12 protein-coding genes and 1 pseudogene are annotated in these 17,462 nt (G+C 37.2%); 12 read left to right on the top strand and 1 reads right to left on the bottom strand.

Translation table 11 applies throughout. The annotated features are described in order from the left end of the window. The first annotated feature begins 215 nt into the window (after positions 1-215). The 6 genes and pseudogenes from AC3ANV_RS16305 to AC3ANV_RS16280 form a co-directional block, all read left to right on the top strand. A complete protein-coding gene (locus AC3ANV_RS16305) occupies positions 216-1,400 on the top strand; it encodes an acyl-CoA dehydrogenase family protein (protein ID WP_488309745.1) in 1,185 nt (394 codons plus the stop codon). Then, positions 1,387-2,259, top strand: coding sequence for a transporter substrate-binding domain-containing protein (locus tag AC3ANV_RS16300; RefSeq protein WP_488309744.1), 873 nt, complete (start codon positions 1,387-1,389; stop codon positions 2,257-2,259). The genes AC3ANV_RS16305 and AC3ANV_RS16300 overlap by 14 nt, the downstream gene beginning before the upstream one ends. Positions 2,260-2,280: 21 nt before the next feature. Further along, positions 2,281-2,988 (top strand): amino acid ABC transporter permease, encoded by a 708-nt coding sequence (locus AC3ANV_RS16295; protein ID WP_488309743.1) that lies wholly within the window; start codon positions 2,281-2,283, stop codon positions 2,986-2,988. Between the two features lie 11 nt (positions 2,989-2,999). Further along, a complete protein-coding gene (locus tag AC3ANV_RS16290; RefSeq protein WP_255286639.1) occupies positions 3,000-3,713 on the top strand; it encodes an amino acid ABC transporter permease in 714 nt (237 codons plus the stop codon). Positions 3,714-3,735: 22 nt separating this feature from the next. Beyond that, positions 3,736-4,491, top strand: coding sequence for an amino acid ABC transporter ATP-binding protein (locus tag AC3ANV_RS16285; protein WP_488309742.1), 756 nt, complete (start codon positions 3,736-3,738; stop codon positions 4,489-4,491). A 203-nt stretch (positions 4,492-4,694) separates the two neighbouring features. Continuing rightward, positions 4,695-4,934, top strand: a pseudogene (locus AC3ANV_RS16280) (GNAT family N-acetyltransferase); the annotation flags it as partial. 81 nt (positions 4,935-5,015) lie between these two features. Here the strand turns inward: AC3ANV_RS16280 and AC3ANV_RS16275 are convergent. Next, positions 5,016-7,340 (bottom strand): TOTE conflict system archaeo-eukaryotic primase domain-containing protein, encoded by a 2,325-nt coding sequence (locus AC3ANV_RS16275; protein ID WP_488309741.1) that lies wholly within the window; start codon positions 7,338-7,340, stop codon positions 5,016-5,018. 87 nt (positions 7,341-7,427) lie between these two features. Between AC3ANV_RS16275 and AC3ANV_RS16270 the strand changes: the two genes are divergently transcribed. From AC3ANV_RS16270 to AC3ANV_RS16245, 6 genes are all read left to right on the top strand, one after another. Next, positions 7,428-7,979, top strand: a complete 552-nt coding sequence (locus tag AC3ANV_RS16270; RefSeq protein ID WP_488309740.1) for a DUF6155 family protein — start codon at positions 7,428-7,430, stop codon at positions 7,977-7,979. A gap of 72 nt (positions 7,980-8,051) precedes the next feature. Continuing rightward, on the top strand, positions 8,052-8,507 hold the full coding sequence (locus AC3ANV_RS16265; protein WP_488309739.1) for a hypothetical protein: 456 nt from the start codon (positions 8,052-8,054) through the stop codon (positions 8,505-8,507). A gap of 958 nt (positions 8,508-9,465) precedes the next feature. Beyond that, entirely contained in the window at positions 9,466-10,539 is a 1,074-nt protein-coding gene (locus tag AC3ANV_RS16260) for a Wadjet anti-phage system protein JetD domain-containing protein (protein ID WP_488309738.1), read from the top strand. Beyond that, positions 10,530-12,041 (top strand): hypothetical protein, encoded by a 1,512-nt coding sequence (locus AC3ANV_RS16255; protein ID WP_488309737.1) that lies wholly within the window; start codon positions 10,530-10,532, stop codon positions 12,039-12,041. The genes AC3ANV_RS16260 and AC3ANV_RS16255 overlap by 10 nt, the downstream gene beginning before the upstream one ends. Continuing rightward, on the top strand, positions 12,038-12,787 hold the full coding sequence (locus tag AC3ANV_RS16250; protein ID WP_488309736.1) for a DUF6063 family protein: 750 nt from the start codon (positions 12,038-12,040) through the stop codon (positions 12,785-12,787). Before AC3ANV_RS16255 ends, AC3ANV_RS16250 begins: the two co-directional genes overlap by 4 nt. Beyond that, positions 12,765-17,231: a hypothetical protein gene (locus tag AC3ANV_RS16245; protein ID WP_488309735.1), complete on the top strand. Its 4,467-nt coding sequence runs from the start codon at positions 12,765-12,767 to the stop codon at positions 17,229-17,231. Before AC3ANV_RS16250 ends, AC3ANV_RS16245 begins: the two co-directional genes overlap by 23 nt. Positions 17,232-17,462 lie beyond the last annotated feature (231 nt).

Raw genomic sequence — 17,462 nt, 5'->3', positions numbered from 1 at the left:
TAATACTTCTCTAAAATCTTTATTAGTTAATGGAAATACAAATTTAAATTCCTAGTTGACACATTGGATTAATATGCTTATCATAATGTAATAGATACATAATATTCCAAAAATGTATATAAACTTTTGAGCTTAGCTTATCAGTCAACTGAAGGCTGCTTCCATTCTAAATGGGAGCAGTCTTTTTTATTAAGTGTTAGGAGGGAGCAAAGAGCATGCAGGACTTATTTGTAAAAAATAGCAAGCAGCGTAAGTGGCTTGAACGGCTGTACCCATTAGAAGCGGACTTTAAAGCACAAGCCTCGCAAATCGACAAGGAGGGCAGCTTTCCTAGAGAGAATATCCAGGCGTTAAGAAAAATCGGTTATACCAAATTGACCTTACCAGAGGAATTTGGCGGGGCAGGATTTTCTCTATACGATACCATTCTCTTACAAGAAAAACTGGGAAGCTATGATGGCAGCACCGCGTTATCGATTGGATGGACATTAATGACCGTTGGAGAATTATTTGAAAATCGGTATTGGAATCCAGAAAAGTTAGCCTTTTTTGCTGAAGAAGTGAACGATGGGGCCATCATTAACCGAGCAGTAAGCGAAATGGCTACAGGCAGTCCCATTCGCGGGGGCCGGCCCGAAACAAGTGCTAAGCGTGTAGCTGGCAAATGGGTGATTAATGGGCGGAAGAGCTATACAACCTGCTCACCGGAACTGGATTATTTTTTAACTTCTGCTTGGATCGAAGAAAAAGGGACGGTAGGTTTTTTGCTGATTCCAAAAGAAGCGGAAGGACTAACCATCGAGGAAAATTGGAATGTGATCGCGATGCGTGGTACCGGCAGCCATGATCTAGTATTAGAAAACGTGGTAGTGGATGAGTCGGACTTAGTCGAAATGCCCAGTTATCATACGGGGTTTAAACTGAATGGCTGGGGTCTGCTGATTCCTGCCACCTATTTAGGGATCGCGCAGGCGGCCAGGGACTATGCACTCGAATTTGCCAATACCCATTCGCCCAATAGTATTAAGGGGCCAATCGCTCAGCTGCCGAACGTGCAGGCGTTATTAGGCGAGATGGACTTGGAATTATACAAAGCAAGATTTGCCCTATATGGTACGGCAGAGGCTTACATTGATGATGATCGTCAACGGGATATCACAAATGAAGCACTTGTAGCCAAACATATTGTGACCAACTCCGCGATTACCGTGGTCGACAAAGCTATGCGATTAGTCGGAGCAAAAAGCTTACAGCTGACCAATCCACTGCAGCGTTATTACCGAGATGTCCGGGCAGGACTGCATAATCCGCCAATGGATGATCTAACTATTTTAAAATTAGCTCAAACAGCTATTCAACAATATGAATCTAAGGGAGGAAAAGACAATGAAAATGAATAAGTTTTTTAAAATCGCCGCTTCAGGAATTGCTTTAGTAACCCTCATCGCAGGCTGCGGCTCAACGGCAACAACTGGGGCAAAATCGGATGCGGGAGCTGCTAAGAAAGAAGTCAGAAAAGTAAAGGTAGCGTTTGATCAAGGCGGTAAACCAATCGGATACCTAGATGAAAAGGGCAACCCAACCGGATATGAAATTGAAGTCATGAAATTAGTGGATAAGGCATTGCCAGAATATGAATTCGAATATGTGCCAACATCCAGTGAAGACTTATTGGTAGGGGTGCAGCAAGGCAAATATCAAGTAGGGGTAAAAAATGCCTGGTTCACAGAGGAAAGAACAAAGAGTTATATTTTTCCGAAAGAATTCCTCGGACTCAGTGGCGTTGGCATTTTGTTAAAAAAGAAAAACGAAAATATAAAAGACTTATCAGACTTTGCTAAAGCTAAGCTTTCGTTAGCACCTATTGCGGCAAGTAATGCTCAATATACCATTGTGGATGAATATAACCAAGCCAATCCAGACAATAAAGTTAAACTGAAAGCCGGAGATGCATTCTCAGTGGATGTCGTTCAATGGGTAAATGAAGGACGTGTAGATGGAGGCATTTATTTGGGAGCAACGTATGAAAAGCAAGTTCTTGCAAAGGATGGCCCTTACCATAATTTAGCAAATGACCTTGTTTATAATGAGTTTGCAGTTGTCAAAACGTGGCCATTATTCAACAAAAAAGAACAAGAATTTGCAGATGCCTATGATCAAGCCATCAAGAAAATAAAAGAGGAAAAGAAGACAAACAAACTGATGGTTAAGTTCTATAATACTGATTTATTTAAACTATTGGATACTGTAAAAAGGTAACCATCTAAAAAGAGGTGGAATATGCAAACGTATTTTGATAGTACCTACATTTGGGGAGCATTGCCACAACTTCTTTCGTTTTTACACGTAACCTTTATGGTTGCAGGTCTATCGGTTTTGTTCGGTACGATTCTAGGATTTATCTTAGCCGTAATGAAACTCGGAACGAGTACGGCTGCCAGAAAAATCGCTAATGGGTATACCACCATTTTAAGGTGTACACCCTCTATTGTTCTTTTATTTTTAGTGTATTACGGGCTTCCGGCAATAGCCAGTAACTTTGGTACAGAACTGAATCATCTTCACACTTCGATTTATGTTGTGATTACCTTTTCGCTGCAATTTGGGGCCTTCATGTCTGAGGTAATGAGGACGGCCTATGAAGCGATCGACCGGGGACAATATGAGGCAGCAGTTAGTGTCGGGCTTAGTCCTGCCCAGGCATTTCGGAGAATTGTGTTGCCGCAAGCATTTGTTGTCGCATTGCCCAATTTCGGCAACAGCCTCCTTGAATTAATGAAAGAAGGATCATTAGCGTATACCATTGGTTTGGTTGATATTATGGGGAAAGCAAGCCTTATTATTTCAAATAACTATAATTCTCATTCGTTAGAAATTTATCTTGCCCTATCTCTTATATACTGGGTTTTATCCATTTTGATTGAACAGTTCTTTTCAAAGTTAGAAAAGATTTTTAGTAAAGGTAAACTGGTTATAAAAACGACATAGGGGGTGACAGCATGTCGGTCGGATTGGATGTTTCATTTTTAGTAAAAACCTTTTTTGTTGCATTATCTGGAGTGCCTATAGCCTTACTCATTACGATTGTCTCCTTACTCATTGCTCTGCCTTCAGGATTTTTGCTCGCCTTATCGCGGATTAATCGAATTCCAGTGATAAGCCAGTTGGCACGTGTCTATGTTTCGTTTGTGAGAGGGACTCCTGTCATTGTTCAAATTTTTATTATTTTTACAAGTGTTCCTTTGCTATTGGCTCCCATATTCGAGAAGTATCATGTTAAAACGAGTATCTACGATATCAATCCGATTTGGTACGCATTTATTGTTTTCTCGTTGAATACAACGGCTATTTTAATAGAAGTATTTCGTTCTGCTATTAGCACGGTCAGTAAGGGGCAGCTGGAAGCAGCTTATTCCGTTGGGTTGAACAATGTGCAAGCGTTTAGAAGAATACTCATTCCACAAATATTAGTGGTGGCATTGCCCAATATTTGTACAGCAACGGTCAATCTTATTAAAGCTACCTCTTTGGGTTATGCTTTGTCATTGAGAGAGATTACGTTAAAAGCTCAAGTGGCAGCCAATGTTGGCTACAATTTTATTGAAGCGTACATCGATATCTTTCTTGTCTATCTCATTTTATGCAGCTTAGTGGAAACCTTATTTAAGCTGTATGAAAAACGGTTAAGGAAGTATAAAGCAGCCGCTGCCTAAGATCATGATTGGAGGCAAAGTCATGTTAGAGATTAAAAATATCCACAAGTCCTTTGGTATGAATGAGATTTTAAAAGGAGTAGATTTACAGATTGATAGGGGTGATGTGGTTGTCATTCTTGGCCCGAGTGGCTCTGGTAAGACCACATTGCTTCGGTGCATTAACTTTCTTGAACGAGCCGATCAGGGGAAAGCCATTTTTGGTGATATTCATGTAAACCTTAAATCAGCAACCAAAAAACAAATACATCAAATCAGGCAAAAGATTGCTTTTGTGTTTCAGAATTATAATCTATTTACGAATAAAACAGTATTAGAGAATGTGACAGAAGGTCTTATCATTGGAAGAAAGGTTCCGAAAGCAGAAGCCAATGAGCTGGGGCAACAGGCCTTGGCGAAGGTCGGATTGGCAGATAAATTGAATTCCTACCCTAGTGAACTGTCTGGCGGGCAGCAGCAGCGGGTTGGCATTGCAAGAGCGATTGCGTTAAATCCAGATATTATTTTATTTGATGAACCAACGTCTGCACTGGATCCAGAATTAGTCGGTGAAGTCTTAACCGTCATGAAAAATATTGCAAAAGAAGGAACAACCATGTTAGTGGTGACCCATGAAATGTCTTTTGCCAAGGATGTAGCCAACCGAGTCATCTTTATGGATGGCGGTGTGATCGTAGAAGAGAATTCTCCAAAGGAGATTTTCTCAAGACCAAAAGAAGAAAGAACGCAGCATTTCTTAAGACGGGTCATACCTGAGGATTTTATTTATAATATTTAATAAATGAGAAACCGAAACCTCTAGAAATGGAGGTTTTTCTTCATTGCTCCCATCAAAATGACATGTAACGAATACTTTAATCTGATTTGGTATAAAAAGATTAATGTTTAATGATTTAGTTATAATTATATTTATTGGTTAAAATTAGCTTTCATGTAAACGTGGATTAGAAAAAACAAATTAGATGAATGGGTCTGGTTACGAAAGAAGAGGCTGCGACGAGAGAAGCATTTGAAAAACGGATTCAATTTATTCCGGATAGTTTTTTTGTAGCAGAAGAGGATAGTATGATTGTGGGTTTAGTCAATGGACCAGATATTGAAAAAGCATTCATTACAGATGATTTATATAGTGATCTAAAAGCAAATCCGGCGTCTGGAGGTCATCAAAGCGTTTTAGGATTAGCAGTGTTCCCATATTTTCAAAAACGAGGTGTGGCAACAGCAAGAATAAAAGCTTGAAACGTTTATGTATAACGTTTCAAGCTTTTTTGAATTATCGAGGGGTGTGACAGGCACCCCTCATTAAAAAAATTTCATTTGTTCATTGTTGATATTTTCTTTTTTTCCTTCCATGATATAGCCCATTGACTTATATCCACTAAGACGCTTTTCAAACATTGTTTTTAAAACAGGGACGTGCTCATCAACATTATCAAACACTTTAACCTCCTCCTTGTTTGAATGAATACGGTGTAAACGACCTACATATTGCTGAAGGGTGCCCTTCCATGATATTGGTATGGCTAAAAACAAGGTATCTAAACGAGGATCGTCAAATCCTTCGCCAATGTATTTTCCTGTAGCAATTACTAGCCGTTCTTCGTTATCAGGTATTTTTTCCAGACGTTCCATTTCTAACTTTCGCTCTTTTTTACTCATATTCCCTGTTAGAATAATAATGTTTTTTGCAAAACCTTTAAATTGGTTACGAAGATGATCTAGATGTTCAATTCTTTCTGTCAAAATAATAGGGGAGCGGCCCTTTTCTAATTCATTCAATACATCATCAAACAGTAATTGATTTCGTTGTTCATCTTTAGAGATTGACTGATAGACATTTTGAATATCAGGTGAACTGGATCTGAAATTCGTATATCTGGGTATTAATTTATGCGAAAATGGTCGAATTTTCGCTTGGGTTTTTGCATCCGTTTTATAGCGTATTGGCCCGCACTGCATAAAAATAATTGGATGCAGCCCATCCTTCCGAATAGGTGTAGCAGTAAGGCCATACACATACTTAGCACGAACTTTTTTTAACACTTTCTCAAAACTATAAGCAGAGATATGATGACATTCGTCAACAATTATCTGACCATACTGAGTGATAAAGGATTTTAACTCACCTTTAGAATTTAGACTTTGTCTGGTTGCTACATCAATCTGTCCTGTTATTTTCTTTTTACCACCACCAATTTGTCCTATTTCTTGAGGTTGCTTTTGGAGAAAAACAGATAAACTTTCCACCCATTGTTGAAGGAGTTGGGTTCGATCGACAATAATTAAGGTATTTGTTTTTCTTTTGGCTAAAAGTGCCGATGCTGTAACCGTTTTTCCAAAACCAGTAGATGCTGCTAATGTACCATTTTCATACTTTAATAACGCTAAAAGAGCTTCTTCTTGCTGGGATGTCAATTGTCCATTAAAGTTTGCTTGGATGGTTTCTCCTTCAAATGAATCACAAACTATTTCCGGTTCAATCAAGTTTTCTTTTAATAGCTTTTCTAATTCTTCATAACAGCCACGGGGAAGTATTAGATGTTCAGAATCTTCGTCATAGCAACTAATTACTCTTTGCATCCCATAGGTTGACAATCTCTTGGACTGTGCTTTATAGAATTCAGGATTTTTAAACGTAGCAAGTAAAATCATCTTGGAAAAAATAGAGGAAGGAATTCCGTCTTTTTTTATAAATAGTCCGTTTTTTATAAATACCTTGATTTTCTTTGGAGTAGTTTCCGTAATTCCAGTATCTTTCACTTTCGTTTGTTTCAGTTTATTTAGAGCTGATAAAACATCCTGTTTACTTATTTTTTCAATAGAAGATAAGTAAAGCCACTGATCTTCAAATGGAAGAAAGTTTTCATCAACAAATACACTTTTTCCTTCGTTCTTGGAATGAAGCTGAAGCGGCAAAGCGATTAGGTTTCCGAATCCTCCTTTCGGAAGAGTATCCTGATTGGGAAACATTCGATCAAAGGAGTCAATCCCAATTTGATGCCGTTTTTCAAGCGTTTTCGTTAGAAGCTGCATCCCGAGTTTTCTTGCTAAAGCTGCTGGGATTTTCTCGGAAAAGAATATCCATACATGTGCACCATTGCCGGACCTTGAGCGTTCAATATAAACGGGTATTTTTACATTTTTGCATTCACTGACAAATGCTAAAACGTCCTGTTGCCAGTTTTGTTTATCGAAATCGAACGCAAGGAAAAAACACGTTTCATCCTGAAGTAAAGGGTATAGTCCTACTGTTTTTTCTCCACTAAGATGATTAAACAGTACTTGATTGGTAAGAGATGATAATTTACGATGTTGGCAAGCGGAACATTTAATCAATGGTTTCTGACAAAGCGGCTTTTGCCATTCCAAATCACATGCCGGGGTGTAACCGCTTCTCCCATCCTTAGACTCCCATCGATAAGCAAATACATCCATTCGACCTTTAAATAAACTTCTAAAAAGGTTGATTTTTTCTTCAGGTAACGATCTATTACTAATTATTTTTTCTCCATTGGAGATTTCCGTTGTTTCCTCTCGCTGATGCATCATATTGGATAACAGCTTTTTTAAATACTTATTTTCTTTTTTTAAAAGCTCTAATTCTTTTAACAATAGATTATAATCCAATTTAATAACCTCTAAATAATTTTGTATAATTCAATTGTACCGTAAATTCGATGGTAAATTCAAAGAGTATAATATAGGAGGACTCCTGTGAAAATCAAAATTACCGATTTAAAAAAACAGTTAAAGGAATATGAGCAAAAGGACTTGATCGAGCTGGTTGTAGAAATGTTCAAGGCAAACAAAGAGGTTCAAAACTACTTATCCAGTAAATTTCTAGGTGACGAAGCCATTGAAGTTCTTTTTAAACAGGCACGAAAAAAAATAGAAAATGAATTTTTTCCTGATCGGGGACACGGGAAGCTTCGATTAGCAGAAGCAAAAAAAGAGATTACTGCTTTCAAAAAGGCAACAAATGATGAGAAACGAACGGTTGACCTTATGCTTTTCTACGTCGAACAGGGTGTCAAATTTACTTGTTCATATGGCGATATAGATGAAGGTTTTTACTCCAGTATGGTGAAAATGTTTGATCAAGTAGCCATTGAATGTGATAAGAAGGAAGAATTATACAAAGAGTTTTCTAGTAGATTAAGTAGCGTTCTGTCCAATGCAGACGGAACAGGCTGGGGGTTTTATGAAGCGTTAGTGGATTCTTATTACACAATTGAATGGGTCCACGATGAAGACGAAGATGAATAAGCTTTTGGTCTAGAATAAATAGTAAAATAACTTTAGAATGAAAATATCAAATTTGAGTAAAAGAGCGGAATAATGATGGCAAAAAGTAAGAATAAGTCGAGCAGTACACCTAGACGAAAACGATATAATCGGAATGCGCGGCTTCAAAATGCCAAGAAATGGGCCGAGCAGTACAATGGAAAAAATATCGCAAAAGGTTATAGTAATTGGTTTGGTGTAGACCTACAGTGTGCAATTAATGAGTTGGAGCTGCTTGGATACAAATTTAAACAGTCTTATAAAGAACAGGTGCATCAATCACTGATAGCTAGGCAAAAACAAAAAGAAAGAAGAAAACGCGAAAAAGTACAAGAAGAAATTTTTGATGATGATGGAACCTTTTATTTTGTTGCGGGTTATACTTCAAATGGTTTTCCATATGGAATTACCAGAGAGCAAATGGAAGAGAAAAATGAGGAGAAAACAAGGCAATTGAAAAACCAAAACAATATGCGTTCCTTTTTAGATGATGAAGATTTACCTTTTTAATTCATCGGTTCCAAGTGATTATACTCCGCTTGGGACTTTTTTTATATAGAATAAACTTCGCGAACAAATTGAGACAATTCATGTGGAAATTATTAAAGGATTTTTCCCTTAATTTATAGAAACTATCGCACTTTGAAGGTGGGAGGTAAAATTGATCATCCATCAAGTGTTTTCCAAACAACAAACCATAGCTACCATGGCGATTAGGAAAAAACGAAACGCGTTAGAGAAGGAACGCTGATTACAAGAGAAGTAAGCCAATCACAAATGGACATACTATATTAATAGAAATGAAAGAAAGTGCATTTCAAAATAAATGACGAAATGCCGAAAAAATACAGGGAAAAAATTCAAATAATACAAATAACTCTTTAAACATATCTAAAAAAGGATTTTTTATAACAGAGGATTCAGGTGTAAATAAATATACTTTTGTAAAAAATGAAGAATAACTAATGTTAGTTTTAGCACTGATAATAGATGAGAAAAACAAAACAATTATAAACAAATGGACTGTTGAGAAATTCTTGACAGTCTTTTTTAGATAACTAACAGCAAATACATGAGCTTAATAATTGATTAAGCTTTTAAATTAAAGTATTTATATTGGATAATAGGTGGGTGAAGAGGAATTCTCAAATAAAAAGTCACGTGTGGTGTTCCGCAGTCTTCAAAACTGCTTGAGACCTGCGTGCCAGGTCTGTTGGGTTCGATTCCCACGCAGTCCCGCCAACCGTAATCATTACTTACCGCACGGTGAATTTTTTCACTGATGCGGTTTTTTTGTTTATGTATAGTGCAATTTCAAACTTCCGTGACGATCGTGTTGGTTCATTTGCATTCTACAATTCTTTTAAGAAAAATTCATTTACCAACAATAACACAACTAGTTTATAATATAAGGATGCCCAAAATGGGTATTAGGAGTCTATTCATGATACTAAGAAGATTTAAGTAGGTGAGTACAATCGATGTCATTGAAACACGGGTGAGAGGTTTTATTGGAGATATTCAACACCCTAAACAGAAAAAGAAAATAAATATTAATGATTTAGAACTTCAGTTACGCAAGTTATTGGATGATTATTTTGAAATGGACGGTTATTCTTTGTTTTTTCGTGCAATAGAAACATTGCAAGCTGAAGGACAACTTATCCCTATTCAAAATAATCAATACAATGGTAGAACACCAGCGCTTGCCTTATATTACTGGGTAAATATAAAAGTTCAGGCTGACAAATGGGATCGTCTCGAGATGATGAAATTAAGTGATCAGTTTGATTTTTCCTATTATGAACGGCATCCCGAATGGCAAACGAAAGACGAATGGAATCGAATCCAGAATTTATATAATTTTCTCCAATCCAGTCAGGAACGGGAAATCGTATCAATAGAAGAAAGAAGCCTGGAGCTCTTTGGCCATGAAAAATTTTTAATTGATAGTGATAGCTTTCCTGATGGAAAAAGCTTTTTAGCTAGAATTGGAATAGTAGAAGACCAACTAAAAATGGTGAACTATGGGGAGCCTTTTGTATTTTGGATGAAACAAGGGAAAGAAATGAAAGATATTCAGAGAGTACTAATCGTCGAAAATCTATCTTTCTTTCATACTTCCATTAAATTATTGGAAGCGAATAAACTCGATTATGAACCTGAACTAATCATTTATGGTGAAGGCACAAAAATTGAACGGAGCTTTTCCTTTTTCTTTCGGATGTTTCCGCCAAAATCCTATCTTTTCTACTACGCAGGAGATATTGATGCCGCAGGATACGGTATCATCATACGGCTTATAGAAAAATATCCGGATTGCTGTATTCAGCCTGCCTTAAAAATTTATCGAAAAATGCTCGAATGTCTAGAGCAAAGGAATGACCAGAAAATGGGTCAAACACAAAACCTCAAATACCGTGATTTATTCTTGCAATGGTTTACTGAAGATGAGAAAGCGTTATTAGAGCAATTATGGCAGGAAAATAAACGAATCCCTCAAGAAGTCTTAACAATCGAAACATGGAGGAGATGGATGTGAACGAATCATGGGAAGGTTTCGCCCAGCGAATGCAAAGATTAAATCCATTGTTTGAACTTGGCAGGGGAATGGAAGTAGGAGAGCTGAAGCCTCATATCCAAACGATTCTCATGCAAGTGCTCTTGACAATCTTTTATAGAGAATTAAATGATGATGATACTAGACGCAAATCAGATATCAAGTATATGGTAGAGGATTCCATTAAGCAAATGAAGCTTTTAGCAGACGATAAGCAAATTGAACGGATTACAAGCGGGCTTTTATATCAGGGAAAAGAAGAGTATAGTAAACCGTTTGAAGCCTTATATTACGATGAAATAAGACAATCATGGGAAACGCAAACATTCCGATATGTCATGATGGATGAATTATATACGAATTTAGAGATGGGTGGATCGATTGTTTATAAACTCACAGATGTCTCTCAGGAAATGATTTTTATGAGCAGGGAAATGGCTGAGGAATTCTCAATAACGATAGAACAACTCTATAGTATGCAGCTGATTAAAAATGGTAATTTTAGAAAAGCTACTCGAAACCTCGATCACCTCATTTCACGCGTAAACCGCTTAATGGCAAAAGAATTCACCTTTCAAAAGGAAATGATTAACAATCCTAAAATCTTATTAATTGAAGAAGAATGGCAAAGGGCCGACAATCGTGTTGAAATTGAAAAGCAATTTGAAGAAGAAAAAAACCACTTCCGGACTATTACTAGCATGATAGAAAAAACGAAACGTAGAAATGAAGAAGATGATTATATTCAGAAAGAATTGATTCTTCTCCAAGAAAAAATTGGCCATACAAGGCAATTGCATGACCGTTTTGCCAAGCTTGTTATTCAAAATATCTCATATGAGATGAAATTAAAAGCGGAAAACCCTTCGTTATTTTGGGAAACCAGCCTGGTTTCATTTCGAGAACATCTTTATGAAAATTGGTTAATGAAGGAAGGATTTCATCGTTTCGATTCTATAGAAAGAGTACTTTCTCCTTTATTTTCACCGGAAAATGAATTTATTTTACCGCTGGATTGGATTTGGGGTGAACAAGAATTTGATGAAAAACAACTAACAGATGCTGTAATCGAAGAAGAGGCAGAAGAAAGCATTACTCGTCTGCGAGTGACGAACTGGGACTCTGTAATTAAGGCATGGAGTTATGTTTTTCAATATTTACAAACATATGGAGAGTTTTCGTTAGCTGATTTAACGACGCTTCCATTAGATGTGCAGGATTTATGGTTTGAAGAATCTGAAACGATTGATTTATGGATGATGTTTGATAAAAAGCCGCTGAAGGTTCAAGTGCTGCATCGGAAGGAAGAAACATTAAGTGACGAGAGGGAAATCCTTCTTTATAAACTAATGAAGGAATATCCGCAATTTCAAGAGTTTGAAGGATTGAAAATCTTTACCATGTTTGATCATCGAGCGGAGCCATTCCTATGGTATCAAATGAAAATTACCCCTTTTAAGATATGTGTACAGGAGGAGAAATGATGAATGCAGAATCAATCAAAAAAGCATCAGCTGTCTATTTTTCGTTATTAAAAGATAAAGTAATCGACGAAAATAGCGAACACTTCCAAACGTATTTTGATCCGGAAGTAAGACAGACTGTCCTATTATTAGCAGACGAATCAGGTACATATATCATTGAATCGCCAAAGCGGATCCATTTAGTTGTCCAGCCAACCGGCTCGGTCTTTGCTACAAATTTTACACATTTGAAGGAGAAGCATAAGCAAATCGAAACGAAAAAGCACTTTCATCTTATTAGCGTTGTCATTATGTCTTTTTTAGCAGCAATAGACCGCAACCAGGCTGCAAAAATCCGAACGAAACGGGAAGGGATTAGCTACTACGCATTAGAACGGCAAGTCAACGATCTCATGATGAATTGGGATAGCTTACTTAAAGCTAAACCCGCCTTCGGAGAAGAAGAACGAATCGATATGAAGGAAGTTGTGACAACATGGAAATACATGGAGGTAGACACGGAAGATTATGGGTTTAAAAAAGCCAATAGACGAACCAGAATCGGTTTAATTGCCAGTGCTATGCGCTTATTAGAGACTGAGGGCTTGATCGTTATTCTTGATCGGGATGATATTCCAAAGGTGATTCCCAAAACTGAGCTTTTTGAGCGAATTGAATACCTGTATCACGATTATGATCGTTATGAATTATTTAAAAAATTAATGACTACAGAGGAGGATGAGCATGCCGAAAATCCATCGAATTAGAATTGTTGGCCTAAAGTATGATGGCATGCAAAAGCAATATAAAGATACCACTTTTAACTTCCATAATGAGGAGACATCAACAAATGGTCTCATTGCGATGATGAATGGGGGTGGGAAAGGTGTATTCCTTCAAACAATCTTTCAAATACTTAAACCTGGTACCTCATGGGGAAAACAAAACAATCGTTATTATCAGCAGTTCTTTTTTAATAATAAAGAGCAATTTATTCCATATACCTTTCATGTTCTCATTCAATGGGAATTGGACGGTTCTGACCGCCGGCATCTGGTGACTGGTGGAATGTTTTCAGCCGAACAGCGAATTTCAATGAGTGAAGAAAGTGGAAATGAAAGCAAAACTTTGGAACAGGAAGCGAAGATTCTCCCTAATATTACCTTTTATACAAGAGAGTTTGAACGAAAGGAAGAGGCATCGCTTGAGCATATTCCACTCTATGAAAATGATGAGGTTGCTGACACCGAAAGCTTGAAGGACTATTTAAAATGGAATGGATATGACGTTTACCGAGATACGAAGAAGCACTATCGCATTCTTGATACATACGGAATTAACCGTAAAGACTGGGATATTATGAAGGACATTAACAAGGATGAAGGCGGCGTTGGGAAATTCTTTGAGGGAGCTGAGGATGATCATTCCCTGTTCCAAAAACGAATCATTCCTACTGTTAGCCAAGTCTTGAATCGGACGGAACATCAAAAGAACGATCTTGTGGAGATTTTCAAGAGTCAGGCAAGTATCGCGAAGGATTTGCCTGTTCTCTTAAAAAGAGAGCAAGCACATAAGGAATTTTTAGAAGACATTGTCCCTTTTGAAGAGAATCTAGCAAAAGGTATAGAGCATAAAGAAATTGTTAATGGCAGTATTAAGGTTGGAAGACAACTGCTTGGAGCTTTAGAGCATTTGAAGCAATCGGAAATGGAAAGGCTGCTTACTTTAGAGAAAGACATTGAAAAATTAAAGATTATACAAGCAGATTTACGCTTTCAAAAAGACAACTTAGACTACGCCATAGCTCATAGAGAGGTACTAGATTGGGAGAAGAAATTAGTAGAAGAAAGGAATAAGCATACTTCCTTTCAAGCAATCGTTCAGGAGAAACAGGAAAGAAAAGAACAGCTAGCCTTTCAGACTTTATTGAAAGAGTGGAGTGAAAACGAACAAAGTATTAACACTCTTGCACAGCAGATAGCGACATTAGAACAAAATAGTGGCTTAGAGCAAGTGAATCAAAGAATGGATGAAATCAAAAAAGAAGCTAAAATGCAATGGGAGCATTCTTATCTATCCATACAAGAAGCTGTAAAGCAGTATTTGGGATATCAAAAGTTTTTAAAGAAAAAAGGAAACGAACTGTCGCAACATGATAAACAAAAGACAAAAGAGATTGCTCAGCTTAGTACTGAAATTGATTTTTTATATACTCAAATCCATACATTTGACTCTAAGGAAGAAGCGCTCATCAAAGAGTTTGGCGACCGTATAACCTATGACTTAAAGGGCTTTATTGACTTTCTTTCTAAGCAAATTGATGATAAAAAGGCCTTGTTTGAAGAGCTTCAAGCAAAAGAGAAAGAATCTAATGGTCGGCAAAATCAACTTGCCACGTCACATGGTACGCTCGGTCAATCGATTCAGTTTTCAGAAGAAAAATGCGAAGAGTTAAAGGCTGCAATTGAAGAGCAAAAGCCAAAAGAAACAAAACTATTAGATAGGCTCCATGGATTATTAGATAATGTCACTGCACCGTTCACACACGCACTACTTTCGAAATATGCCATACAGATTGAAGAGATACTAGTAAGTAATAGAGAACAAGGTGAACAAATTAAAAAAGACCTTTGGGAAATACAACTGGATCATTCCTTAAATGATGAGCACTTCTGGATTCCTAATAAAGATGTGAAAGAATTAAAGCAATGGATCGATGAAAAGACAGGCATTGATGTGTTTTATGGAACTCAATTTCTCCAATCTCTACGTGCAGAGGAAATGGCGAACCACCTTATGGCAAATCCACTTCTCCCATATGGGGTGGTCGTTAGCGGGCAGCAATGGCAAAAAATTAATCAGCAGGTTCTTTCAGGAAGAATGTTTAAAAGTCCTGTTCCGATTTTCATGCGTGAAGAAATGAACAGCGAAAATCAATTGCCATCCTTTGTAATCATTAATGGAACGGAGAAAGAGCTATTAAGTGATAAAAATCTATTTACCGACTGGAAAATAAAGATTGCTAAACAAATAGAAGAAAAGAAAGATACTCTTTTTGAAATTGAAAAAACAGAAACTTCCTTACGCCTTATTTTAAAAGAAATTGATCGGTTTATATCAAGTGAGCTTTGTATTGATCTCGAGAAAGCTTTGATTCAGGAACAGAAGGCTCTTATTTCTAAGAAAACCGAATTACAAGAAATCACCATACAACAGGAAAAAGAGAAAGAATTGGAGCTTCAGCTAAAAGAGCAGCGGCAAAAGGCAATTCGAAAGATAGAAAAGCTTACTAGAGATGTGGAAACCTTAGAGGAATTTGACCAAGGAAAAACACTATATCTAGAGAATAAACGGGTGAAACTAGAAAAAGAGAAACAAAAGGAAGCTTTGGTCAATAAACAGTTAGAAATAGAAAAAGAGCACAAAAATATTGTTGAACTACAAAACCAATGGAATCAAACATATTTAGAATGGAAGCTTACAAACGAACAAAATATAAAGGAGATCGCCGTCTTTATTGAAACAGCGGCATTTCCTACTGATGAAAAAGCGGAGCAATGTGAAGAAATACCACGTTTATCACCACATTTATTAGAAGAGATAAATGGAAGCATTATAGAGTTAGTACAGCTTCAAAAATCAAAAGAAGAACAGGCTAGAGAATTACTGGTTATCCAAGCAAGAAAAGAAACAGAACAAAAGCAGCAAAGGAAATTACAGAAAAAACTTGATACGCATAACAACGAATGGAATAAAGCTCCGGTACCAGATGAACCAATTAGTATATTAGAAAATATGCTGCAAACGGCACAGAAGGAAGCGAAAGCAGCGGAAAAAGAAGAACGGGAACAAGGAACGGCTGTAACAGTGGCAGAAACGTCACTAAAGCATGCGACCGACCAACGTGACAAGTCAGGTAAAAAAGTAGCAAAACATGAAAAACAGCCTGAAGAATGGGAAGACTTTGACTTAGAAGTAAAGGAAGTCGAAATAAAAGACCGAACGAAAAAAACGATAGAGGAAATAAAGCAGGCTGAAAAGCGCCAAAAAGAAACAGAATCGAACATTACTGGTTATGAAGGGGATTTGTTAACACTATCCGTTATCCTTAAGGAGGAAGCGGCAGTATTTACGGATACGGATTTAGAAAAAGTTAAGAGTCAAGGAAAAGCTTGTATCTTATCCTGGTGTGAAGAGCATCAAGCGATACAGGAAGATGGCCAAGAGAAACATGCAAAAATCGAGCAATGCTTGCGTAATTTAAAGCTAACAATTGAAGGAAAAGATTGGGAGATTCGTTTTAAAAATGAAGTATTAACAACATTAGATCATATGGATACAAGGCATTATTCGCATATTCAAAGCATCGTTCAAAATATGAAGCGTTTTTCTCAAAGTGGATTGGAACAATTAGAACGTGACAAGGAAAGGGCAGAAAAGGCTCAAAACTTTTGGGCAAGCCGTGCCAGCATGAAGGTCATGAGTATTTCAGAGGCGATTCGTTCCATGATTGCAAAAATGAAGCTAAAAAATGAACGAGGAAACTTTCCCCTTGTCCAGCTAAAAGAAGACATTTTGCCTAAAAAGGCTGAAGATATCGAGCCGCTGCTGAAGCAGCATTTTGTCGCTGCCATTAACAAAATTACCAAACAATTTGATGTGATTGATAGTAGTAATCAAGCCGTAGACCAAGAAATAAAACAACTCATTAGTGATGAGCAAATTTTGTTTGTATCGCTACGAAATCGGTATCCTGAGTTGCTCGTCTATAATATGCGAACGGATAATGCCTTTATGTACGGGAAACCGCAAAGAGAACATTATTCAACCTGGCAGACAATTAATCAAGGTTCAAAGACAAAATCCGATGGAAGCGGAGGACAAAAGCTATCAGCCCGAATGGTTATGATGATGATGTTATTATCAGTTAAAAACGAAACAGATCAAAGCTGGGTTCCTTTAGTCTGTGATAATCCGTTCGGACAAGCTGCGTCGGCACACGTCCTCGACCCGATATTCTCTGTTGCCGAAAAACTGAAGTTCCAATTCATCGTCGTCACTCCGCCCGAACTTGTGAAAACGGAAATTAGCCAAAGATTTGATGCCTATTATAAATTGGACTTCATTCGCGAAAAAGGAAAAGAAATTGTTTCGGACACAATTGTTCCAGCATTTCGAATTTACCAGGGAACTGAAGTAGTTCAGGTATGATGAAACAATGATAAAATCAAGGATTGTAAAAAGCTCACTTTCTATATGGAAGGTGGGATTTTTTTTGTATTAAAAAAAGTAGTGGTGAAACATTTGATATCACGAATAATTATGTTTATGAACTACCGTTACCAAATTTTTCTTACATTTATAAAGGTGCCATGCTTGGTGCCCACATTTTAAAAATTACAAATCACAAGAAAACACTAGGAAGCAAGAAAGCTTGATTTA

This window comes from Neobacillus sp. DFD-2R, assembly GCF_057747865.1.
This window is presented reverse-complemented; position numbering and strand designations above follow the sequence as displayed.

Excerpts from the sequence above, each read along its gene's own strand:
- AC3ANV_RS16305 (WP_488309745.1), top strand. The coding sequence starts at position 216 with ATGCAGGACTTATTTGTAAAAAATAGCAAGCAGCGTAAGTGGCTTGAA.
- AC3ANV_RS16300 (WP_488309744.1), top strand. The coding sequence starts at position 1,387 with ATGAAAATGAATAAGTTTTTTAAAATCGCCGCTTCAGGAATTGCTTTA.
- AC3ANV_RS16295 (WP_488309743.1), top strand. The coding sequence starts at position 2,281 with ATGCAAACGTATTTTGATAGTACCTACATTTGGGGAGCATTGCCACAA.
- AC3ANV_RS16290 (WP_255286639.1), top strand. The coding sequence starts at position 3,000 with ATGTCGGTCGGATTGGATGTTTCATTTTTAGTAAAAACCTTTTTTGTT.
- AC3ANV_RS16285 (WP_488309742.1), top strand. The coding sequence starts at position 3,736 with ATGTTAGAGATTAAAAATATCCACAAGTCCTTTGGTATGAATGAGATT.
- AC3ANV_RS16265 (WP_488309739.1), top strand. The coding sequence starts at position 8,052 with ATGATGGCAAAAAGTAAGAATAAGTCGAGCAGTACACCTAGACGAAAA.
- AC3ANV_RS16255 (WP_488309737.1), top strand. The coding sequence starts at position 10,530 with ATGGATGTGAACGAATCATGGGAAGGTTTCGCCCAGCGAATGCAAAGA.
- AC3ANV_RS16250 (WP_488309736.1), top strand. The coding sequence starts at position 12,038 with ATGATGAATGCAGAATCAATCAAAAAAGCATCAGCTGTCTATTTTTCG.
- AC3ANV_RS16245 (WP_488309735.1), top strand. The coding sequence starts at position 12,765 with ATGCCGAAAATCCATCGAATTAGAATTGTTGGCCTAAAGTATGATGGC.